This is a genomic window from Paenibacillus endoradicis, from assembly GCF_024721975.1.
Genome location: NZ_JANQBB010000004.1, coordinates 81298 through 106217, shown reverse-complemented (window position 1 = coordinate 106217; position 24920 = coordinate 81298). Strand labels below are relative to the sequence as shown.

At 40.2% G+C, this 24920-nt stretch carries 17 protein-coding genes; 7 read left to right on the top strand and 10 right to left on the bottom strand.

Annotation, left to right across the window (positions count from 1 at the left end; all coding sequences use genetic code 11):
* Nucleotides 1-230: 230 nt before the first annotated feature.
* Entirely contained in the window at nucleotides 231-1088 is an 858-nt protein-coding gene (locus tag NV377_RS14570) for a hypothetical protein (RefSeq protein ID WP_258201517.1), read from the top strand.
* A gap of 133 nt (nucleotides 1089-1221) precedes the next feature.
* Here NV377_RS14570 and NV377_RS14565 read toward each other — a convergent pair whose 3' ends face one another.
* Nucleotides 1222-1683: a DUF8821 family protein gene (locus tag NV377_RS14565; RefSeq protein WP_258201516.1), complete on the bottom strand. Its 462-nt coding sequence runs from the start codon at nucleotides 1681-1683 to the stop codon at nucleotides 1222-1224.
* Between the two features lie 773 nt (nucleotides 1684-2456).
* On the opposite strand from NV377_RS14565, the gene NV377_RS14560 reads away from it, so the two are divergent.
* Nucleotides 2457-3695: a saccharopine dehydrogenase family protein gene (locus NV377_RS14560; protein WP_258201515.1), complete on the top strand. Its 1239-nt coding sequence runs from the start codon at nucleotides 2457-2459 to the stop codon at nucleotides 3693-3695.
* A 1-nt stretch (nucleotide 3696) separates the two neighbouring features.
* Nucleotides 3697-4824, top strand: coding sequence for a carboxynorspermidine decarboxylase (nspC, locus tag NV377_RS14555; protein ID WP_258201514.1), 1128 nt, complete (start codon nucleotides 3697-3699; stop codon nucleotides 4822-4824).
* A gap of 157 nt (nucleotides 4825-4981) precedes the next feature.
* On the opposite strand, the gene NV377_RS14550 is transcribed toward nspC, so the two are convergent.
* Both NV377_RS14550 and NV377_RS14545 read right to left on the bottom strand, forming a co-directional pair.
* Nucleotides 4982-8122 (bottom strand): amidase family protein, encoded by a 3141-nt coding sequence (locus NV377_RS14550; protein ID WP_258201513.1) that lies wholly within the window; start codon nucleotides 8120-8122, stop codon nucleotides 4982-4984.
* Between the two features lie 294 nt (nucleotides 8123-8416).
* A complete protein-coding gene (locus NV377_RS14545) occupies nucleotides 8417-11047 on the bottom strand; it encodes a family 16 glycosylhydrolase (RefSeq protein ID WP_258201512.1) in 2631 nt (876 codons plus the stop codon).
* Between the two features lie 619 nt (nucleotides 11048-11666).
* On the opposite strand from NV377_RS14545, the gene NV377_RS14540 reads away from it, so the two are divergent.
* On the top strand, nucleotides 11667-12296 hold the full coding sequence (locus NV377_RS14540; RefSeq protein WP_258201868.1) for a hypothetical protein: 630 nt from the start codon (nucleotides 11667-11669) through the stop codon (nucleotides 12294-12296).
* Nucleotides 12297-12670: 374 nt separating this feature from the next.
* Nucleotides 12671-13504 carry a pyridoxine/pyridoxal/pyridoxamine kinase gene (gene pdxK / locus NV377_RS14535; RefSeq protein ID WP_258201511.1) on the top strand — a complete coding sequence of 278 codons (834 nt, stop codon included), beginning with the start codon at nucleotides 12671-12673 and terminating at the stop codon, nucleotides 13502-13504.
* A 226-nt stretch (nucleotides 13505-13730) separates the two neighbouring features.
* On the opposite strand, the gene NV377_RS14530 is transcribed toward pdxK, so the two are convergent.
* The 5 genes from NV377_RS14530 to NV377_RS14510 form a co-directional block, all read right to left on the bottom strand.
* Nucleotides 13731-15302, bottom strand: a complete 1572-nt coding sequence (locus NV377_RS14530; RefSeq protein ID WP_258201510.1) for a response regulator transcription factor — start codon at nucleotides 15300-15302, stop codon at nucleotides 13731-13733.
* A gap of 3 nt (nucleotides 15303-15305) precedes the next feature.
* Nucleotides 15306-17144, bottom strand: coding sequence for a sensor histidine kinase (locus tag NV377_RS14525; RefSeq protein ID WP_258201509.1), 1839 nt, complete (start codon nucleotides 17142-17144; stop codon nucleotides 15306-15308).
* A gap of 148 nt (nucleotides 17145-17292) precedes the next feature.
* Nucleotides 17293-18957, bottom strand: a complete 1665-nt coding sequence (locus NV377_RS14520) for an extracellular solute-binding protein (protein WP_258201508.1) — start codon at nucleotides 18955-18957, stop codon at nucleotides 17293-17295.
* Between the two features lie 90 nt (nucleotides 18958-19047).
* Nucleotides 19048-19932, bottom strand: coding sequence for a carbohydrate ABC transporter permease (locus tag NV377_RS14515; RefSeq protein ID WP_258201507.1), 885 nt, complete (start codon nucleotides 19930-19932; stop codon nucleotides 19048-19050).
* A 16-nt stretch (nucleotides 19933-19948) separates the two neighbouring features.
* The gene (locus NV377_RS14510; protein WP_258201506.1) at nucleotides 19949-20869 is read right to left on the bottom strand and encodes an ABC transporter permease; all 921 of its coding nucleotides are present in this window, start codon (nucleotides 20867-20869) and stop codon (nucleotides 19949-19951) included.
* 147 nt (nucleotides 20870-21016) lie between these two features.
* Here NV377_RS14510 and NV377_RS14505 point away from each other — a divergent pair, with 147 nt between their 5' ends.
* Together NV377_RS14505 and NV377_RS14500 are read left to right on the top strand one after the other, a co-directional pair.
* Nucleotides 21017-21760, top strand: coding sequence for a glycoside hydrolase family 16 protein (locus NV377_RS14505; RefSeq protein WP_258201505.1), 744 nt, complete (start codon nucleotides 21017-21019; stop codon nucleotides 21758-21760).
* 267 nt (nucleotides 21761-22027) lie between these two features.
* Nucleotides 22028-22429, top strand: a complete 402-nt coding sequence (locus tag NV377_RS14500; RefSeq protein WP_258201504.1) for a RidA family protein — start codon at nucleotides 22028-22030, stop codon at nucleotides 22427-22429.
* 257 nt (nucleotides 22430-22686) lie between these two features.
* Here the strand turns inward: NV377_RS14500 and deoB are convergent, their stop codons facing one another.
* Both deoB and NV377_RS14490 read right to left on the bottom strand, forming a co-directional pair.
* On the bottom strand, nucleotides 22687-23874 hold the full coding sequence (gene deoB, locus NV377_RS14495) for a phosphopentomutase (RefSeq protein WP_258201503.1): 1188 nt from the start codon (nucleotides 23872-23874) through the stop codon (nucleotides 22687-22689).
* Nucleotides 23875-23963: 89 nt separating this feature from the next.
* Nucleotides 23964-24914, bottom strand: coding sequence for a nucleoside hydrolase (locus tag NV377_RS14490; RefSeq protein ID WP_258201502.1), 951 nt, complete (start codon nucleotides 24912-24914; stop codon nucleotides 23964-23966).
* Between the last annotated feature and the right edge of the window lie 6 nt (nucleotides 24915-24920).

The window sequence follows — 24920 nt, the reverse complement described above, 5'->3', positions numbered from 1 at the left end:
TAGAACTGATTCATTTATATACCCTTAACTATATAGTAGAAAATCCGGAGAATTGGTTGCACCTATACTATAATTTTTTAATGTACTTTCGCGTTCACGACTAAAGTCGTTTGAACAAACTAAATGTTACTTTATTTGTTAATTAAACTAAAAAATATGTGATAATAATCCGATACTATGCAAAGAAGATGATAATTTCAATAAATAAACGAGATAGGAGCGCGTTAATCATGAAGATTTATAACTCGACCCATTATGACGTAAATTTAAAAACAATTTCGAAACAACATCAAGAAAAACCATCCTTGGTCACAGGCACGATACCCGAACTGTCGCATGATACTGATACAGTTGTAATCAGTCCAAGCGCCAGACAGTTGGCTTCAACCGATATTGTGAATAAATCGGCTATATATTTTGGAACCGTTCAAATCAACGATTCTCTTAATCGAGTTCTCATAGGTCAACCCACAGAAGTAAAGGAAGCTGTTTATGGTATTATTCAATCCAATTTCATTACAGACGTAACCGATGAAGAGGAAAGAGCAGAGTTATTAGAATTGGGGCTCATTCAAGCTAAGTATATCGCGGACAACTACATGAAGGATGACGAAGCGACGGAATTTATGAATACGATCCGTCAAATCGAAGCCATCTCTAAAACTAGAACCGTAGACCCTAATACGAAAGAAATCCATTACGAAACACCGCCGCAAAGACCTATTGGGGCGCCAGACGATTATATAGATATTAACGATTTGATGAAGAAATACGATCCGAAAACGTTTGACAAACTTCAAGAAGCTATAGTGAACGGAGAAGACTGGAGCAGCATTCTACTGTCCTTTGCTAAAAACGCATCTACTCATAAGGATTGGATAAAGGATTACAGAGAGGAAGAATCCAAACAGATTGGCCACATCACGAGTGAGAACCGATTCAGTAATGCCTCTACTGCCAGCATTACTGAATTTGTCAAAGATATCAAGGATATCATTTCTAATGTAGCATTTAAATATAGTGAATTCTTAACAGACAATATAGAGGCTTTTATGAGAACGTTGGAAAGCCCTAAGTCCATTCTTTAATTGAGAACAGCTACAAGCAGCTTAAGAAGCTATTTTAGATATATCTAATTTATTGTACGACGGTTCACTGTGCTGTATGTATGAGTAAGATATAGGGTCATCCTTTTGCGGAATGACCCTTTCTTTAATTAGTTTAATATTCTCCTTTAATAACAAAAAACGAACCTCGAATTGTTCCAGCTAGTTTAGACTTCTGCCTAGCAAACTTAAACTTCCCTTCCAACTCCTTTGGTATCTCCATCCCCTCAGAAAGTTTTAAACCAACAGCACGTTTTTTAGGGTCATCAACCGTATACATGACGTTGACCTCAAGACCATCCTCATAAAAAACATAAGCAAATTTAATATTTTCTACTTGAAACCGTGACGTTTCTAAAGGTTTGGCCGCGAACTCAATATCACGCTCTTTCAAAATTAGATTTACATAATCAAGGGTCTCCTGACTTTCACTAGCTGAAACAACCGTAAATTCATGCTTGTATTTGTTCATAAAGTAACGGGCTTCATTAGCACGCAAACCAGCAAGCGTTTCTACTACAGGTGAAGACTCTAAACCAACTGTAGACACATTATTAAAATTAACGATATAGGACATTTCAATCTCTCCTTTTATCTCATTATTCCCCAAAAAACTTGCTACTACTTATTATACAATCCAACGTATCATAAGTAGCTCAGAAATAACATAATTACGACTGAATATTTGCTATTTCATAGTTAGAGATATTTGAACTTTTGGTTACTGACGGTAACTTAACGGACTCTTCAAGCATAATAATAAAGGTCAGAGTATAGTTACTTATTCCATTTCTTTTTCAACGCTGCAAAAAAAATTACTCTTTTCCAAAAAAAATCACTTGCCGGCTCAGCACTATCCTGCTATTATGAAAATGAATGAAATTTGGAAAGCTAATATTCAAAGCATTTAGGATCTTTCCAAGCAGATAACCTTTGACCACTTCTAACAAGAAGTTATGGCCATACGGACAGCCCGGTCAAATGCCGAATGGCAACTTTAGTTGCCTTATTGATTGAGTTAAAAGCTCAAATTTTATAAGTTGGTTACTTTACAACCAGTGCATATGCACATAACTTGTGAAACGGTCAATAAGAGTGGTAAAAGTAATTATTTGCTATATAGACTCTGATCCTAACATGATATATTTGAATATTAAGTACCTTTCCATGAAACTATACGTTTGATGACTGACGAGCACGCAAGAAGTTTGTCCAGTCATATTTAATGGGACTATCTTAATTATTTATATATATCAAAGCAAGTGTGGTGCGCATCGTGCGTGTTTCGCTTGCTTTTTTTGTTGCCGTTTTTACATTATTAAAAATTCACTTGTGATAGGAGATCAAATAATGGGAAAAGCACTAGTCATTGGCGCCGGTGGCGTAGCATCAGTAGCAATTCACAAATGTGTTCAAAACAGTGAGGTTTTTGAAGAAATCTGTATCGCTAGTCGCACGAAATCTAAATGCGATGATCTGAAAGCGAAATTGGACGGCGGCAAAACTAAAATTACGACTGCACAAGTAGATGCGGATAATGTAGATGAGCTAATCGCTCTAATCAATGAAGTTAAACCAGATATCGTTATGAATCTGGCTCTACCTTACCAAGATTTGACGATCATGGATGCTTGCCTAGCTACAAAAACGAATTATATGGATACGGCAAACTATGAGCCAGAAGATACGGCGAAATTCGAATATAAATGGCAATGGGATTACCGTGAGCGCTTTGAAAAAGCTGGAATCACAGCACTTTTGGGTAGCGGATTCGATCCAGGCGTAACTGGCGTATTCTCTGCTTATGCACTGAAACACTATTTTGATGAAATTGAATATATCGATATTTTGGATTGCAACGGCGGCGATCACGGCTATCCGTTCGCAACTAACTTCAACCCCGAAATCAACATTCGTGAAGTATCGGCTAATGGACGCTACTGGGAAAACGGAGAATGGATCGAGACGAAACCGATGGAAATTAAGCGTGAATATAATTTCGCTGAAGTCGGTCAAAAAGACATGTATTTGTTGTATCACGAAGAGCTTGAATCTCTTGCACAAAATATGCCTGGACTGAAACGTATCCGTTTCTTCATGACTTTCGGACCAAGCTATCTTATGCACTTAAAAGCTCTTGAAAACGTAGGAATGACTTCCATCGAACCGATCGAATACGAAGGAAAACAAATCATTCCGCTTCAATTCTTGAAAGCTGTACTTCCAGACCCGGCTTCCCTTGGACCTCGTACTGTGGGTAAGACGAACATCGGTTGTATCTTCAAAGGTAAAAAAGACGGTCAAGACAAAACTTACTATGTATACAATATTTGCGACCACCAAGAGTGCTATAAAGAAGTTGGCTCTCAAGCCATCTCTTATACAACTGGCGTTCCTGCCATGATCGGTGCTGCAATGGTCATGACTGGTAAATGGAATAAACCAGGCGTATTCAATATTGAAGAGTTCAATCCAGATCCATTCATGGAAGAGCTAAACAAATGGGGACTACCATGGGTAGAAGATTTTAATCCGGTAATGGTTGACGAATTGCCTGAGGAAGCTAAAAAACCGGAGTTGGTTCGCTAACATGAAGTTTGAGGAATTACCGACACCCTGTTTTGTAGTAGACGAAGCACTTATCGAAAAAAACCTGAATATCCTAAGCGGTGTTATGCAGCGTACGGGAGCTAAAATCATACTGGCGCAAAAAGCTTTTTCCATGACTACTATGTATCCCCTCATTGGAAAATATTTAAGCGGCACGACTGCAAGTGGTTTATATGAAGCGCGTCTAGGTCACGAGGAAATGGGCAAAGAAAATCATGTCTTTGCCCCAGCCTATCGTGAAGATGAAATCGATGAAATTATTTCTATTTGTGATCATATCATCTTTAATTCCTTCTCCCAGCTGGAAAAGTATAAATCAAAAGCTCTTGCTGCTGGTAGAAAAATAGGCGTTCGCATTAATCCAGAATGCTCGACACAAGAGGGACATGAGATCTATGATCCTTGTGCACCAGGTTCAAGATTTGGCGTGAGGCTAGAAGATTTCCGTCCTGATCTACTTGAAGGCGTTTCGGGACTGCATTTCCATACCCTTTGTCAACAGAATTCGGACGACTTGGAGACAACGCTTGATGCAGTCGAAGACAAGTTCGGAACATGGTTACCCCAAATGGAATGGATCAATTTCGGTGGTGGTCACCATATTACTAGAGAAGACTATGATATCCCAAGGCTCGAAGTTTGTATTTCACGCATGCAGAATAAATACGGCTTGGAAGTCTACATTGAGCCTGGAGAAGCTATTGCGCTCAATGCTGGCTATATGGTTACTTCCGTTCTAGATATCAATAGGAACGGCATCGAAATTGCTATCGTAGATACATCGGCTACATGTCATATGCCAGATGTTCTGGAAATGCCTTATCGTCCGCCGCTTTTCGGTTCGGGCGAAGCCGGTGAGAAACCTTACACCTATCGACTTGGTGGTCCGACTTGCCTTACGGGCGATGTAATCGGAGACTACTCCTTCGATCAGCCCTTAAAGAACGGCGACCGGTTAGTGTTTGGGGATATGGCGATCTACTCCATGGTTAAAACCAACACATTCAACGGCATGCCACTGCCCGCTATCGCTTTGCAGGAAAAAGACGGCAATTGCCGCATCGTTCGCGAGTTTGGCTATCAAGATTTTAAGATGAGACTAGCTTAATCAATAATTAAAGCCTAAACCCTACTTCACAAGAAGGGTTTAGGCTTTTTTGCGCTAACGTTTCACGATTTCCCTGAATCATTCTGACGGTAAAAATCATGAATTTTCATTATGTTTGTGTGAATCTTATCTCGTCTCTATAAGAAAAAATATAAATCTATGATTTCACAGTTTCTAGTAATCTAGCAATAATTGTTGCAAATTCTGCTCTAGTAATATCTTTTTCAGGCTTAAATGTACTGTCTGCGTAGCCTGTAATAATTTTATTGGATGCGAGTGCATCAATGTATTCATAAAACCATGCATTTCCGTTAACATCTTTGAATGACGTATTTCCGGTACCTGTTAACTTAAAGGCTCTAGTGATTAGTGCCGCTAATTCACCACGACTCATCTTCTCATCTGGACGAAATGTTCCATCACTATATCCATTCATCAAGCCTGATTGAGCAGCTGCACCAATAAACGTATTAGCCCAGTGAGTTGAAGATACATCTGTAAAGCTACTTACTTGTCCTTCTAGTCCAAAGTAAGTTGTAATTACCTTAATCGCTTCAGCGCGAGTCAAACCTGACTCTGGACGGAATGTTCCATCTGAATACCCCGTTAGTAATCCCTCAGCAATGAGAACGTCAATGCTTGCTTTAGCCCAATGATTAGTTGTATCTACAAAACTAACAACTTCCGGCTTATCTGGAGGTGTTGTTGGTACTGGAGTTGGTTCAACGGTTCCTTGATCTGGAGGTGTTACTGTTTCTTCTTCAGTTGATTCATTATCTGTGATTGGACCAGGATTAACCGAGCTTGAAACGTATCGAAGTGCTGGAACAAATGTTGAATGTAGTCTAGCTTGACTTTGTTGCTCAAGAGCATAACCCATACCTAAAACTTTTGCATCATCCCATGCTCTACCCACAAGTTGCATAGAGATAGAATATCCGCTATCGTTCGTGCCTACAGGTACAACTACGGTAGGTAGACCAACAGTAGATGTTAATACGCCCGTCCCACGGTCAGAACTTAATTGAGAAGCAGCTGCGTCATTATTATATACGTCACTAATAAATCCTGCGTAAACAACGGCATCAACGTCATTCTCGTCCATCCAAACTTTAATAACTTCCTTATAATCAGTTCTATACTTAATATAATCTTGTACAGCCTGTTCAGTCATACGAGTTGGGGTACTATATTCTCTTTGATTATAAATAAGCACCTTATCTGAAGCTAGTACACTTGCTCCATCAATGTAAGGGAAATCCTTATGAAGCTCAATATAGCGTGCCCAACCTTCAGTAGATCCATTAATACCTGATGGACGACTTGGTGCTGATGGTACTGCTGACATTTCAACCATTGTCGCACCAGCTGCTTGAAGCTCTGAGAACTTATCCATTACTGCTTGTCCAGTATCATCATCAGCAAATGTAGATACAAAGGATGCAGGAATATATCCGATTTTCTTACCTTGCAATGAATTAGCATCTAGAGATTCCTTCCAGTCAACTGGACGCATATTATCTGCATCGGCTGTCACTGTAAAAATATCCTGTGGATCAGTACCCGTTGTAGCATTTAACATAATAGCTAAGTCTGTTACTGTTTTAGCAATTGGGCCTGCATAATCTTGTCCCCAAGTTAGTGGCAATACACCAGTAGTACTTGCCATACCGTCTGTACCACGGAAATTAGTTAAGCTAGCACCTGTACTTGGTGCATATAGAGACACTCCTGTTTGTGATCCCATTGCTGCTGCTGCAAAATCAGCTGCAACAGATACTGCTGATCCGCCACTTGAGCCAAAAGATGTTTTCGATGGATAAAGCGCATTCCATGTTTGCATCCAGCCACTCTCACTAAAGCTTCCGCTATTAGCAAACTCAGAAGTATTTACTTTACCAATAATTACAGCTCCAGCTTCTCTTAACTTAGCAACCTGGAATGCATCAGAATCAGGTTGCCAGCCTTCAAGAGCTTTTGTACCACCTGTAGTAGGCATATCCTTTGTATCATAAATATCTTTTATGGCAATTGGTATACCTAGCAGATCACCTGTTGCACCTTTTTTACGAGCGTTGTCAGCAGCTTTTGCTTGTGTAAGTGCAGTTTTAGATACATGTAGGAATGAATGGAATCCTAATTGACCCTCATCGTATGCCTTGATTCTATCTAAATATGCTTGAGTAATTTTTACAGAAGTAGTTTTACCATTAATCATATCCTGCTGCATGTCTACAATTGATTTATTAGTAACATCATATGAGGATGAAGTCACAAATTCTTTCGTTGTAGGAGCCTTTGGAATAACCAGCTTATCTCCAGTATCAATCCCCTCTATAGCAGATATATCCCAGTTACTAATTGAACGAATCTGTGCGTTTGTTAATCCAGTTACATCTAGCTGACTATTAAGTTCATCTAGCATAGTAACAATATTTTCTAACCCTTCTTCACCAGCTTCTCCAACTTGCACATAATTAACTAGAGATTTTGACTCACCTGGCTCAATACTTAAAGTATTAATGAAACCATAGAAATTCGCATCATTTCCAGACTCAGCTAATGGTGTTGTGAATGGATCTTTTTGCTGATTACCTAGACCAGTTAATCCGTTATCAAATGGATCTGGAGATCCGACTGCAATACCTAGTGGCTTATTGTTTCTAGCATCACTATCTACAACAATCCAAGAATCATCCGTAGTTACCTCTAGATCGTCTGAGGAGGTTGCTTTTACTTGTGCAGCATTTGTTGTAGTACCATACCCTAAAGAGCCGCCGAAAGATACATCAACCGTTACAGCTTCCTTATTTGTATTAGTGAATGTATCGAAGAATCTAGTTCTATTATTCTCTCTATCAACGTACACCTCACGAGTAATTAATACATTTCCTAGATTTACAGATTGAGTCGAAATGAATCTATTAACGCCATCGAATTTCATGTTAAATCCACGCATCATTTGACCATTCATCAGCGAAGCTGAAGGTGATGACACTTTAACAAAGATATTACCGAAACCTTGTATTTGTGTAGTACCGACTGTACGTAAGCTTCCTGTGTCTAAGCTAGGGGCAAAATTATCATGAATCTCCCATACTGTGCCACTTTCTGAAGTAACTCGAGTTAAAGCATCAGCTGTTTGAAATGGAATTACTCCCGAAGCAATAACAGATAACGCTATGGAAGTAGCTATAACTTGCTTTTTACCCCAATTATTTTTTGCTGCTGAATATTCAGAGCGCGTAGAACCAGAATGATTTCTTCTAGTTTTACGTAGACGTTTTAATTTACTCATTACGACTCATCTCCTTTTAATTTATGTAAGGAAATATAACATCAATAATGATTTTTAGTCAATGATTTTAATTTATTTTTATTTTAAACGTTAATTCATTAAAATATCAGCATTCAATGTGATATAATATTACATTGAATGCTGATATTTTAGAAATATATCTCACACTAATTATTGTATATTCATAAAAACGATTTATTACGTGTTACATTAGCCTATATTCATTTTTCATAAAAATGCAAAAAAGAAGACAAGCTCTCTTGTAAGAGAAAACTTGTCTGTTCTTTATCAAATTTACTCTGTTGTTCCTTGAGTGACCCCATGTGTATACGTAAATGTTCGACTATCCAACGCCCCTTGCCCTGGATTATAAGTAAAGAAGTACTCAAGGGTATCGCCAAATTGCAAATTATTTACGGGATAGGTATAGTTACCGTCTCCTATAGAGACCATGCCTACGTTCTGCTGCTGACCGTTATTTAACTTATAGTGTAAGTCTGCAAAGGTTGCGCCATTCACATAAAATGTCACGTTATCGCCTACTTTCTTAAGCCCCCGCGCCGCATCACCGATAACTATTATCGTAGATGCACCCGGTTGAACAGTTATGGTGGCGGTGGCAGTTTTATTTCCATCGATTGTTGTAGCCGTAACTGTTGTCGTGCCTGCAGTCATTCCCGTCACCATACCCGCCTGATTCACAGAGGCTACGTTGGTATTGGAAACGGCCCAATTTACCTGCTTATTCGTTGCATTAGATGGTGCTACATTAGCATTTAACTGTAAATTTTGACCTGCTTCCATCTGTGCAGTGGTCTGATCTAATGTTACACCTGTAACTGACACGTTTTCAGTATTTCCGTCACTTTCCTTATACACGCGCACATAATCCACCTGCATTGTTGCAGGGATATCAGATGGATCTGGCGACAGAAGACCGTCAAAGTACCCGCCGACAGCTAAATTCATAATAATGTAGAAAGGCTCATCAAAAGGAGCATTTGGATTGTTAGGTGCGGCTGCGGAATACCATTGTTCATTAGTGACCTTGAAGAAGAACTTTCCATCTACATACCATTTAATGTTATCTTCTTCCCAGATTAATGTGTATACATGAAAATCATTTGCGAAGGTTTCCTCTTCAGGGAAGTGATATTCACCAGCCAGATATCTATTCACAGGCCATTGTCCGCCATAATGTATTGCACCGCTAGTAGTACCAGGCAAACGCCCTTTCGCTTCCATAATATCAATTTCTCCAGATGCTGCCCATGCGCCATAAACAGAATCTTCCGGAAGCATCCAAAGCGCCGGCCAAATGCCATTTCCTGTAGGTAATTTTGCACGAATGTCCACTCTACCATATTGGAGAGAAAGATGATCTTTCGTGTTAATCTTACCAGAAGAATATTGTGCATATCGACTAGGATCTTGTGGGAATGATTTTGGCTCGTTTAAAGCTCTAATATTCAACATTCCATCCTGTACAAATACATTTTGATCACTATTTGTATAATGCGCTAACTCGGCATTCCCCCAACCCCAGCTATGGGGATCGTCACTAATATAGTAACCTGTTTCATAATTCCATTTGTTCAGATCGAGTTCTGTACCGTTAAATTCATCCTGCCAGTTAAGTGTCATACCATCAATGGCTGGATTACTCGGAGTTCCGATCATCACATCTTCATGATCAGTTACATCAGGGCGGGGAGCATTTGGATTGCCTATCAATGTATAGTAGACGAAATTGCTACCGATACTTCCACCTACTTGCCCATTTAACGGATAACCAATACGAATCTGCATATCCACCTGAATTGGTTGGAACCAAAGACCATAGATATAGTCAGCCCAATATCCCCACTGATTGGCATCTGACATGTTATTGTAGCCGCTGCCAGAGTATAAAAATTCACTTTGGCTAGAGTTACCCATATCTACCCATTGTCCGTTCATATTAATCTGATATACATAATTGCCAAGCTCAGTACCTATCGGCGCACTCCCGTCAATCTTAGGTAGAGGTATGCCTACGACGCCATTGTCATCTGCTGTAAAGTTCGTTCCATCATAGGGTGTAATGACATATGAATTCCTAACGGGTACGTTAAAGTTAATTGTATAAACTACGCTAGCTGAAGAGGTTTTAGATTCTAATTTTACATTCATAGACTCCGTTACTGTAAACCAGAAGCCGCCGCCGCCTTCAGTGAATTGACCGAAATTGTTATCATAGATCCAGCCACTAGCTGCGTTATTTTCTAGATCAACCCATGTGCCGCTGTTTACAGGTTTTATATATACTTTCAAATCATCAGCTACAGCTTCATAAGGGATAGCTGGATCATTGTTGAACATCGGATAAGTAAAGCCTGCTCCACCTGTAAAGCCTGCTGTAATCTGCGACCCTTGTGTAGATGTCATAGCATTGATCGTTGTTTTATTTATATTTTGAAATGAAAGAGTATATTCAAGTTTGACCCCATTAGCCTTGGAGAACAGCTGAATTTCTGTCGTTGTGGAAAGGGTGAACCAATAACCATTCATACCCCCGTCGCTCCAGTGCCCCCAGTTCTGGTTATAGATAAAGCTACCAACGCTGTCAATATTGATCCAATTTCCATTCACTTTAACATTCACACCTATGTCATTGGACACATCTCCCCAGTTGGCAGAACCTCCGTTGAAAATAGGCATTACAAAACCGTAACTAGCCGTTCCAACCCCGGATTTTGAGATAATAGGTCCGTCTGCTGCTGAAAAGTAAGCCATAGAGGTAACGGTAGCTGCTGCTGCCTCAGCTGTCTGAACCTTGGAAGTTGGCAATAGGCCAACGCTAGATAACATCACCACAACTAACAATAAACTTAATACCCTTTGCTTAAACCGCTTGTCCGTATATTGCACCCGCTTCGAATTCATAAATTACCCTCCCTCAATCATTTATTGTTTTCGTAGTTTTATTCCCTATTTCACAAGTTCTTTTCTTTGACATACAAAGCATCTGAACATAATATTTGTTAGTAAGAGAAACTATGGAGTGCACCTGTTAACTTGAAATTGTAGTAGTCACTGTCTCGATATAAGCACCGTATGACACATATTAGTCTTCTCCTTGAGCTTCACCTCCCCTATTATAGAAACCGCTTACATTTGGATTCACCTTTATTCTAACCAATATGTTAAATGGCTGAAAAGGTACAATTGTTTTTGTTATGACCCAATTTTTTAGATTTTGATTGTATTTACTTTATTTTTACAGAGTTACTTCTTTATTAGAACACTCAATAGCATCCACTACTCTTAAAGAATCTAACGTTCACCTAAAATTCTTAGACGAAATGACTGAATTTTTATGAACTAAAGTAAAGTCCAAACTCACTTAATTATTTTCCATATATTAATAGACAAAGGAGGTGAGAATGTGAGGCAATATAAGTCTACACGCAAGAATAAAGAGAAAGCGAGGCAATATAGGTCTATACGTAAGGATGAAGAGAGAGTGAGGCAATATAAGTCTATTCGCAGGGATGAAGAGAAGGTGAGTAATAACGAGTATCGTTCTTTAGGTAAAGATCATGCAAAACTAGAATCTGCACACCATCAGTGTATAGACCATGCTTATCGTATTCCAATATTTCTAAGCACGACAACCCATTTAAATAACAACCAACAACGGTTTCTAAACCGACTAATTTTTGAGATTGAGAATGCTTTGCTTTTTCCGCGTACTTTACCTTTAAGCGAAAGTTATCCCGAATCCATTCTAACTGATATTCGTCGGTTAGTTTCATCAAGCTATGGAATGTTAGCATTAAACCTTCGTCGTTTTGAAATTCAAAATGTTGACGTCAATGTAGGCCCCCCTCCATCTTCCACTCCATTCTGGATAGGCTCAGTTTATTCTCAAGTAGAACCTTCAATGGCTTTCCAATTTGGTCTACCATTATTATTAGTTAGGGAAGAAGATACCGACGTAAATAATGGAATTTGGGCAGGAGGAATCACTCCACTCAACATGTTTATAGTTTGGCATTCTGAAACTCAGACTGTTGATCAATTCTTTAACACACCTGAATGGAGATCCGCCTTTGCAAACTGGTGTGCACAGGTTAGAAATGCTTTTTATATTCAGACAGAGCCAAAGTTCAAGTACAGATGTGATTGCTAAACTAGTCTTTATCATCAAGTCGAAAATATACAATAAGTTGTGCATTTTCGACTTTTTTACAAATTTTTATAAGTAGAAGCATGTTTTGATATACATACATCTGCTTTGCCACTACTAGTGATAAGGCTCACTGTAATAATGAAGTCTAACGTTAGTAAATAATCGATCAGTATCAAGAAAGGAAGGTCACTTGATTTCGAAATGAGAAATAACAAACTTTGTCTTCTACATTACAGATGGATTAATGCTGGTGAAAATGATAAATAATACACAAGTATTCAAAAGTCCTCACTAAACTACTATACTCTAATAAGATTCAATTCTAAGGTGCAAATATTAAGAAACACTATTTTGAAATATAAGGAGCAATAATAATGAGTTTAAAGAAAACATTAACACTAGCTGGATCCGATACTAGTGGTGGTAGCGGTATACAAGCAGATCTAAAAACATTTCAAGAACATGGTACATATGGAATGACCTCTCTAACATGTATAGTGGCAATGGACCCAGAAGCAGGCTGGAAGCATAATGTATTCCCAATCGATTCCGCAGCAGTTGAAGCTCAGCTCAAATGTGCCTTTTCTACCAAACTTGATGCCATGAAAACAGGTATGCTCGGTTCCGTAGAAATTGTGGAATTAGGGGCTAAATATATCGATAAATATCAATTGAAAAATGTAATCATAGATCCTGTCATGATTTGCAAAGGAGAAGATGAGGTTTTGCTACCGGAGACGGTCGATGCGGCACGCGAACTGCTACTACCTAAAGCTATAATTACAACGCCGAACCTTTTTGAAGCAGGACAATTATCTCAATTAGGCACGCTAAGAACAATTGATGATATGAAAAATGCTGCTCAAAAGATCTATGATCTAGGTACCAAAAACGTCGTTATTAAGGGTGGACGAGCGTTGCAACACGACAAAGCTGTCGATCTTTTCTATGATGGCGATTCATTTGTCCTATTAGAAACCGAAAAATTAGAAACGTCCTACAATCACGGAGCAGGCTGCACATTTGCCGCGGCTATCACAGCGAATCTTGCTAATGGCGAGGCTATTTTTGATGCCGTGCTTCATGCAAAAAAATTCACTACCGCTGCCATTGCTCACGGCTGGAAGCTGAACGAATTTGTCGGTCCGGTCATGCATGGTGCATTTAATCGTTTTCAGAATAACATATCCGTCGTAGCTTCCAAATAAACTTCTAATTAGGACAAAACAAAATTAATCGTTCCTCTAACCGAACGATAACAAAAATCTACATTGAATTAGAAAAAGAAATCCGGACTATTACGAAATACCTAAATGGATTTCGTAATAGTCCGGATTTTTCGTTGGCCGATTATATATTTCTAGATAAACTTAAAACTTAAAGCCAACTTGAGTAGATGTGTAGCTTTGTTAATAGGTCAAGACAATGCTGAGTTTACAACGCTGTGTCGTGGTATTTCTCTTCCCTTTCATATTTCCGCTGCATCATCTGCCGGTACTCCGTCGGTTGCATATTCATCACTTCGCGAAATGCGCGCGTAAAACTTTTGTAGCTTTCATACCCAACCATCGCTGCTACCTCAACAATTTTATATTCGGTTTCGGCAAGCAATCTTCGGGCCTTGTCTAGGCGCACATCTCGTAAATATTCTGCAAAGCCTTTACCAACATTCTTCTTAAATAGGTTTGAAAAATAGGCATAGTTAAGTGAAACGTGGTTAGATACCATCGCCAAATCAAGCGGCTTATGGTAACTTTCGTGTATATAGCGGATCGCTTCGTTCAAGTCCTGCGAGTTGCGATAACTGCACTTATATTCATAATAAAACTGGTTCAGTCGAAGTAGCTGTTGTTGCAGCGCTTGAATATAATCGCGAATGCCTGGATAATCGAAAAGATTACGTAAACATTCAATGTCCAGTGCTTCTTCCCCCATGTAGGGGCGAATAACTCGCTCATATTCCTCCAGCATCTGCACCATGGCGCGGCATAGTTGTTGTGTGTAGCGGATGTGATAGCGTTGTAGCAACTCTTTGTGGAAGATCATAGAGATTCCTTGGGTAATTTCGCTGCTGTTTTTAGCTCCAATTAACTGGAACAACGCATATAACTCCTCATGAGGAAGTTGCCACTGCTGCTCTAGTCGCTCAATGTGGTTGGGCAAGATGCAGCGCTTATCTGGAAACAAGTAGCTGTGGCGATATAGCTCCATTACTTGTGTATAGCTGCTCGGAAGAGCCTTTAATCCTTGCTTCGAGTCGGTCATAGCAGTGATTGCATTAATCTGTTCGGCCTTGAGTGCACTAGGCAAAGCGTCAATATCTACGCTCGCATCAACGGCAAGAATAAGATGCGGACCATGTTGTAGGCATATACATTTCTGCCTGCCATATACGTTATAAGCAATGGATTCCATGCTATGAGCACTAATTACCCCAGGTTGATTAATCCATCGTTCCTCCCGTATTAGACAGAGTCGGTAGTTACGCCATAATTCTGGATTTTGCTGCTCGGAGTAGACGATCCATGTCTCATCATTGGTTGCACCCTGCATAAACATGCACAGCTCTTTCAGATCTGTCTCTTGGGCGCGGCGGGATAAATGTATCATATTACGCGCGAGCTCCTGCTGTGTTCTAATCTCCTGCCATACATGCTCTATTGCAGTTTGCAGATCCTCCTGCTTCACAGGCTTCAACAAGTAACCCTTTGCCCCAAGCTCAATGGCTTTTTGAGCATAGGCAAAATCGCTATAGCCACTAATAATTAAGTAATCTACCTTGATACGTTCCTCTTTGGTGTGTGCCATTAGCGTAAGTCCATCCATATCCGGCATCATAATATCGGTAATTACGAGCTGGATGCTAGTCTGACGCAATATTTGCAATGCCTCAATTCCGTTGGCGGCAATATAAATATTATCAAGCTGCAAAGGAAATTGGCGTAGCATAGCCTGAAGGCCATCACGTATATGCTTTTGATCGTCCACTATTAAAATGTTGATCATGCCCTACCACCCTCCAAGATTCACATTTTCCCAAGGCAAACGTATGGTGACACAAGTATATTTGCCCTGCACACTATCAACCCAAAGACCGCAGCCTTTGCCATAATGAAGCTGCAATCGCTTATGAACGTTTTCTAAGCCAAGCCCATTTTTACTAGCTACAATTGGTGTATCTGAATCACCTTGCAGTACATCCTGCAAACTAGCAAGCATGTTTGGATCAACACCGGCACCGTCATCAAATATTTCTATTAGTAGTAGATTGTTGTTCTCTATCCGAACAGTGATGACGATGTGCACACTACCACCGAGTGGCGCTGCGTGATGAACGACATTTTCAACTATGGGCTGCAAGCACATTTTAGGAATAGTATAGCGAAGCACCTGCTCTGGCAGATCTGCCGATAATACAATGTTTCTGCCTTCCATAAAGTTCATGAATTGAATATAGCTTTGTATGTTGGCAAGCTCTTCACTAAGCGCAACGGTATCACTGCGCCACTTCATACTGTAACGAAGTAATGAACCTAAAGATACCAGCGCATCAGCGATAGCAGGCTGCCGCTCAACAACTGCTAGCATACGGATGGATTCCAACGCGTTATACAAAAAGTGTGAATTGATTTGCGAATGGAGCGAGTGCAGTTGTGCGTTTTTAGCAATTAGCTGCTTATCCACCACTTGTGTCATTAGTTGTTGGACCTCATCCAACATTTTATTGTAGTTGACGGCCACCTCGTCGATTTCATCGCCAGTCTCATTGTCATCTAGACCTGTATCAATCTTCGCGTCTAGTTGCCCTTTTCGAACCTTGCGCATAGAAGATAGTACACTGTCCAACCGGCGGAATATGCGCCTAGTGGTATGCGATACTAGTAGCATTATTAGTAGCAGCACACACAATGTAATTGCTACTACAAGTAGATACCAACTGCGCGGTCCCTTCATTAGTACCTGATGAGAAGCAATATCCACAACATAGGCGTCTAGTGGAGCAATGTATCGGTATATTGCGTAGTAAGTGTTATCTCCGACATTGACCTTAATGGGGCTGTTTTGCTCTAATACATCTAGCTGCCCGTGAATGTTGCTAAAGATTTCATTTAGATTCTCTCCAGCATTTTGAGAAAACTCATGCTGAGGATTATATACATACTTCGAAGGATTATTTCCGTCCATCACAACAGAAAAGAAATCTCCCCCGGTTTCCTCCAATAGGTCGCTGAAAAATACGCTGTGCTTTACGCGAATTTCCATAATGCTTGGTCGAAGATGCTGTTGACCTTGAAGACGTACTAACCTGTAGTAGGATAGCGTATGCTCACCATCTTGCAAAGCAAAGATGCTGTATGCAGCGCCGCCTTCATCCCGAAGTGTTACCCAATAATCCTGCGGCCAAAACTTGTCATAGTGGTAGATTTCTGGCCAGATTTCATAAAGGTTTGGGTTATCAACATAAAAGCTAAGTTCGCTTATTAACTCGTGACTTTCGATAATATTATGCATCTGTTCAAATTGGTTTTGTCTGAATTTCACCAGACGCAGTCCATCTTCAATCATATTAGAGTGAATAAAATCGACAAATGCTTTTTGAGTCAGTGCAGTAGAGGAAGCGTTTTCAATTATGTCCATTCTACTACGCAACTGTTCATTGAGCCGTGAGACATGGCTACTTCCAGTGGACATAGCATCCTTGTATAGCTGGGTTTCCTGAATGCGAATAAATAAAATGGATACTACAATGGCAGGAATGACAATCATTATACTAAAGGATAGAAATAACTTTTGAGAGATGCGGGAATTGCGATAAATCTTTCTCATCTTATTAAGCAGATACTTCATATAAGTACCCTCCCCATCTTTGTAATATACCATATATTACAACTTTGGAGGTAGATAACTAGCTGTTAATGCCGAGTTGTTATCCAATTAAAGCCGAGAATACCGGTCACCATTTCGGTGACCGGCAATATTAATTAAGAGAAAGTTGTTACTCCGCCATTTTTGCTTTTCTTACATCCAGTTCTGCCTGTCTATATTCAATCACCTTATCAAAGCCGTAATTCACACGGCGAGCAAGGAAATCGTCAAAAATTTTGTCAAATGCCGCTTCATCCTTAGCGGTAATTAGCTCAGGCAACACTTCCTCCCAACTTTGAGAGATCCGCGCCCATGCTACTGCCGCATCAGAATCACCCTGTGGATCCAAGCCTTTGTAAATGCCACTATCAATATCAGCCTGACTATTAGCGAAGTCCTCCATTTGCTTAATTACAGGAGCTTTCTCAGGTCTCCATTGATTAATAATTACCGGATTTCTCACCATCCAGTAAGTATCCATAATGCCGTATTCTTTTTCCATCTTCGCAACATCAGTTTCAAGCAGTGCTACCATTTCAGGTTTAAACTTCGGCTTGCCATCAACCATTTCCCACGTTTCGCCTTCCTTACCAAGGAATAAATCCATTTGGCCTTCTTCGCTTGCTAAGTAAGTCAAAAAGCGAATAGCACGTTCAGGGTTTTTGTTAGATTTGCTAATCATCGTAACCATCCACCCATCCATATTACCAGGGAACAGTTTAGCTTTATCACCTTTGCTGTTCTGCGGTCCATCCACTGCAATGTAGTAAGAATCCGGATTTTCACTGGCAGCTAGCAAAGGATTAACAGCCGTCATTCCGTTCCATTCGCGAATCATCATAAAATAACGAGCATTGTTTGTTTTTTCTTCTACTTGAGTATCAGAATCAACTAGAAAATCTACATTAATTAGTCCGCGCTCGTAGGCTGTACGGAATGTTTTCAGCCATGTGATATAATCCGGATCGGTGGTACGATCGTATACTTTTCCATCTTGTTCAAACGGGACAGCTAACAAGTTTTGCAAATATTCGCTCATCCCATATGGAACATTACCCTGTGCAAAGAAGGGGCTAATCGGTTGACCCTTATACTCAGGATATTTATCTTTTATCGTTTGTAGCGCATTCAAGAATCCTTCTGGTGTACTTAAGTCTGGGCTTCCCATTTCCTCATACAAATCTTTGCGTACTAGAAACGTTTGGTTAGCAGCCGTCATACCTGTTTCATGCATTAGATTCGGGCTATATGAATCATTCGGTACACCATACGTATTGCCATTGTCTTGACGGTACCACTTCAATGTACCGTCTCCGGCCACCTTGAAGAAGTATGGATCATACTGTTCTGCCAATTCATTCAGGGCATACACATGATCGCCTTCCCATAACTTTTTGACAGCGTTTTCCCAAGAGCCCATAGTAATTAAGTCCGGTAGTTTACCAGAAGTCATCATCAAAGTTATTTGCTCGTTCGCTTCGCCAGAAGGTACTTCTAGCTTAACATTGACGCCTGTTTTCTCCGTCACATACTTGGAAGTTAAGCTTTCTCCCCAATTGTTACCATACCAAGATGCACCTACAAACCATGTTAGATCGACTGGGCTAGTATCGAGCTTCCATGCAGCTTCATCGGGATTCAGTGTTGATTCGCTTGGTGGGGTCTCAGACTTCTCTGTAACGACAGGCGGCGGTGTACTTCCACTTTCACCAGACTTGCTACATGCTGTAATTGCTAGCATCAGGATTACGAATAGAATAAGAGCTACGCTTTGCTTCATATGATTACGTTTCATTACTTCATCAACCTTTCTTTACTACGATTTTATTTAATATATTGATACCATATACCTCTCTACACGATAGCTTAGATTGGCATATGACACTTACCCTTTAATCGCACCAATCATTACACCTTTGACCAGATAACGTTGAATAAAGGGATAGAACATAAGAATAGGTAATGTAGCCACCATCATCGATGCAAATTTAATGGAGTTACCTGGTAGCTTCGCTCCGAACTGTGCCATCGCTTGCTGCTGCATGAAAGACATAGAGTTCTCTGCCACGATTTTGTATAGCATCGTTTGCAGTGGCACCTTATCCTGTGAGTAGATATAAATGACTCCTTGATAATAATCGTTCCAATGATATACCGCTGAAAAAAGCGATATCGTTGCAATAACAGCCATACTATTAGGCATAACGATTTTGAATAGGACGCCATAATCTGAAGCACCGTCTACTTTTGCAGATTCCTCTAAGCTATCGGGGATAGTTCGAAAGAAACTCATAAAAATAATCATATTGAAAAACGTGTACATTGCAGGAATGATGAATACTAAGAAGTTATCGTACAATCCCAGCTTAGTCATTAGAATAAACGAAGGAATCAATCCACCAGAAAACAACATCGTAATTAAAGCAATTTTCATATACACCTTGCGACCAATAAGATTAGTCTTACTCAATCCGTAAGCAATAATAGCAGTAAACAACACATGCACCGTTGTCCCTATTACTGTACGCATTGTAGTGATGTAAAAACCGTTCATTAAACCTTTATCATTAAATACGACACTGTAACTATCGAGCGATATCTCCTTTGGAAACCAGTTGACCGTACCGAGTATGGCATGCTCCGGCGCATTAAGCGAGTTGATGAATACAAACCACATTGGGTATAGCGTTATAAAGCAAACAGCTACCATCAGCACAGCATTGCAGACATCAAATACTCCGAAACGCCGAAATCTTATGCTTTTTTTCATGTATCTGCCCTCCTAATCAGAAAATACTATCGCCAGTTAGTTTTTTAGATGTGTGATTAGCTAAGAACAATAGCGCTAGTGCTACAATCGAGCGGGCAAACAAGACGGCGGTTGAGAACGAGTAGCGCCCAGATACTAAGCCCATGTTATAAATATACAAATCTAGACTTTCAGCCATCTTCATGTTCATGTTGTTCTTCAACATAAAGATCTGTTCAAAGTTACTACCCAATATCCCTGCGACAGCGAGGATAAACAATATCGCAATCGTTGGTCGTATGCTTTGAATGGTAATATGCCACATGCGTTGCCAGCGGTTTGCACCATCGAGTTCCGCCGCTTCGTATAGTGCTGGATCTATGCCAGATATTGCAGCTATATAGATGATAGCACTCCAGCCAGTTTCTTTGAGCGTATCAGAGAAATAGGTAATCCACCAAAAGTACTTCGCATCGCTGTTATACAGAATTTCGCGTTCTTGAAGCCCTAGTGCCATCATTACTTGGTTCATCAAACCGCCCTCACCGAGCCAATTAAGCATGATGCCGCCAAAAATTGTCCAAGCAATAAAGTGCGGCAAGTACGAAATGGTTTGAACCGTACGCTTAAATCGAATACTTCTTATTTCATTGAGCATCAAGGCAAATAAAATAGGAATTGGAAAGCCCAGTAATAACTTAATGCTGCTCATTCCGAGCGTATTGCGGATAGAGCGCCAGAAACGGTCATCTGTCATAAAGTCTTGGAAATGTTTTAGTCCGACAAATGGCGATTGCAACATAGGTTTAGCAATGCTAAAGTCCATAAATGCAATAATTAGCCAAAACATCGGGATATAACAAAAGATGACCATCCAGATAATGCCGGGGATTACCATGCTTTGCAATTGCCATTGATTAAAAAATGTTTTCATCGGTCCATTTTTGTGTTGGAACATATTGTGTGCCCCCTTCTATTACATCGTATGAAAATGCGCATAGAAAAAAAAGGCCACGATTATTGACCCTATCCCAATTTTTTAGATTCGATTGACCATATACTAAAATTAAGTATGCTATGGATAGATGAAAGGAGTGTGCAGGGAATGAACAAGCTTATATGGCAGCAGAATTTTGTAGATGGTAGTACTGATTTAAGTGCATGGAACATACGCCTAGGTAATGACTTGCTTGATAGTAATGGTAACGTCGTATGTCCAGGTTGGGGTAACGGTGAACAACAGTTTTATACAGGTAATTCTAACAATCTGTATATCAATGAATTTGGCTTAAACCTATGCGCGCGCCGAGAAACTACTGAAGCAGACGGGCGAAGCTTTGCCTATACATCGGCACGTCTGGACACCAGAAATCATCTTTCTTTTTGCTACGGCAAACTAGTTATCCGTGCAAAACTGCCAGTGGGACAGGGACTATGGCCTGCCATCTGGTTGCTTCCACAAAAAGAGGTTTATGGACCTTGGCCTGCATCGGGCGAAATCGATATTATGGAAGCGAAAGGTCGTCTGCCTAAGCAAGTATCCGGTACGCTGCACTACGGAAAAGATTGGGACCATAAAGTCACCGATGAGTTCTCCTATCAGCTTAAAAATAGTACGATTAATGAGTTTCATGATTATGCACTGGAATGGGACGCTAAATCTATTCGATGGCTAGTAGATGGATATTGCTACGCCGAGCGTCGCCAGCAACCGGACATTATGCCGTTTGACGAGTCTTTCTATCTCGTGCTCAACCTTGCCGTAGGTGGATGGTATGACAATGTGGCGGTGGATGAAGCGGTGCTTCCTGCGGTAATGACGGTTTCGGGGATTTGGTTGTATCAGTAGCTAGTTGAATTTACTATTATTTTTCTTGCGTTTATGTTATTATTCTGCAGTATGTAATTTTAATTATAAATATTAAGGAGGAATACTTGATGAAGAAGAGATCGATTAAATTTTTATCCTTTGGTATTGGGTATTCTACTGCTGTCTTTCACTAGAATTGATATCGACGGGATAAGTCTGTCCAATATTAAGTGTAGTGAAAAAACAGCGAAAAAATATAAACTATCTCTAGTTATATTTTTTCTATTTATAAGGAGAATTTACTCGATGAAATTAAATAATAATGTTATTCATAGATATAATCCTGAAAATATTACAAAACCAGTTGGAAGCTATAGTCATGTGACAAAAATAAGCAGAAATGCTGAAATGTTTGTTTTTTCTGGTCAAATTGGTATCGATCAAAACGATAATATCCCATCAGATTTTAATCAACAAGTAACCAATACCATGAGTAATATTGTTGATATCCTTGCATCTCAAACGTTGACCCCTGATCATGTCATTAAAATCAACATTTGGGCTACAGAAGAAATCGATTGGGATCATTTCTATGCTATTTGGAATAAAGTATTCGGTCCCACTCCTCCTTCAATGACGGTTGCTTATATTAATGGATTAGGTTTACCTGAATTGAAAATTGAATTAGATGTTTGGGCTGCAGGTTAAACCCTAATATGGAGCATCTAAGAAAGAGCCCTTCACGATAGAAGGGCTCTTTGATTTTAAATCCTTGCTTACGATACGGTTCACCGTATCATTTATAGAGCCAAACACTGTCATCCCATAGCGTAACATAAGCCTGCTTGCTTAGGATTGAGGGATCAAATCCCGAAAGAGGCCAATACACCTTAGTTTTTTTACAGAAAAACAGGATACCTTCTCACCAATTGCCAGTTAGATATCCTGTGTCTATCCTATGAGGTTTATTTAAGCTCCTGCAGGAGACTCCGTCCAAATTGTGGCATGGTTAGACCAAAATTATCAGCAATCGTTGCCCCAATATCTGAAAATGTGTTACTTAAAGGCAGATTACTCTGCTCTGTAAAACTCTTGCTGTAGATGAGTAAGGGCACATATTCACGCGTATGGTCTGTACCCGCATGAGTAGGATCGTTACCATGGTCTGCTGTAATGATAAGCAGATCATCTTCTCTTAGCTCTTCGAGAACTTCATTTAATCGAACATCAAATTCTTCTATCGCTTTGCCATATCCGATCGGATCTCTACGATGTCCATAAAGTGCGTCAAAATCAACCAGATTTAAGAAGCTAAGTCCTGTAAAATCAGTATGAATTGTCTCCATGAGTTTATCCATGCCATCCATATTGGACACAGTTCGCAAAGTTGTAGTGACACCCTCACCATCATAGATATCTGAGATTTTACCAATTGCTAGTACATCAAACCCAGCATCCTTGAGCTCATTCATCACTGTTCTTCCAGAAGGCTTCAAAGCATAATCATGACGGTTTGGAGTCCTCTTGAAGCTTTCCGGCTGACCGAGGAATGGTCTGGCAATCACTCTACCGAGCATGTATTCCTCGCGCAACGTAATTTCTCTAGCAATTTCACAAATTTGATATAGCTCTTCCAAGGGAACAATCTCTTCATGAGCAGCAATCTGAATCACGGAATCAGCTGATGTATAAATAATAAGCGCACCTGTCAACATATGCTCTTGTCCAAGTTCATCCAAAATCTCTGTACCGCTAGCTGGCTTATTCCCAATGATCTTCCGTCCTGTTCTTTGCTCTAATTCATGAATTAATGCATTCGGAAATCCATCAGGAAATACTTTAAAAGGAACTTCGACTCGTAAACCCATGATTTCCCAATGCCCAGTCATCGTATCCTTCCCATTCGAAGCCTCTTGCATTTTGGTGTAATAAGCTAAAGGCCGCTCTACTCTTGGTACCCCAGGAATGGCATCGATATGGCTTAACCCGAGCTTTGATAATACAGGAGCATAAAGCCCGTTCATTCTTTCTGCGATATGCCGCAATGTGTGCGCTCCTACATCGCCAAATTTCTCTGCATCTGGGGCTTCACCAATCCCTACAGAATCCATAACAATGGTAAAAATCCGCTTAAATCGTGGGGTGTGCTTCATGTATATACTCCTCCTTACAGAAAAAAGAGTTATCCCACAAATTGCTAAACGTTTGGGGACAACTCCAATTCCAGTTCAATGTGATTCTACTAAAACACAGAAAGCAATTCATTAACAACCTGCTCTGAATTGACATCCAAACATACCATAATGTCGTCTCCATTACTGGGATTTGTCCGCAAGTCAGCAATTACAGCTCCTGCTGTAATTGTACCTTCACATTCAATCTGCACTTTCATTGGCTGCATCCTTGCGATTTCAGGCATGCGAGCAACGAGAATGGCCAATGGGTCATGAAGCGGACAAGTGTCCGTTAAATTACATTCAAGACTATAGTAGCTAAAATAATATTGAGTCACATCTTGCATATATTGCACAATTGCAGTGTTTTCCGAACGACACACCTGTGCAAGCTTTTCCAAATGCTGCTTATTCAGCTTCGCTTTCATCGTTACATCTAGTCCAACAAGTGTCATGGACATACCAGAACGAATAACACGGTCAATTGCTTCCGGATCCCCTCGCAAATTTGCTTCGACGACAGGGGTAACATTACCTGGAGCAAATACGGTACCGCCCATTGTGACAACATGCTTTAGCTTCCGAGGGAGATCAGGATCAAGCTCTAACGCTAGCGCTACATTTGTTAAGCGTCCTAGTGTAACCAGTGTGATTTCACCTGGCATTTCATTTGCTTTACGAACGATAAATTGTGCTGCAGATTCTGCAATCGGTTGCTGCCCTGATGGCGGCAGCTCGACATTACCTATTCCATTATCACCATGGACATGAACCACCGGCCCCCCCCATTCGCGTACTAATGGCTTGGCGGCGCCTTTAGCGACCGGAACCTCATAACTTGGCTGAGCCAGCTGAATCAGACGAATCGTATTCTCTGTAGCTTGATCTACACTCGAATTACCGAATACCGTGGTAATCCCCTCCAATCTTACATCCTTTGCTTTCAAAGCATGTAAGATTGCAATTGAGTCGTCGATACCTGTGTCCGCGTCGATAATCATGTTGTGTACTGCTGACATATGCAT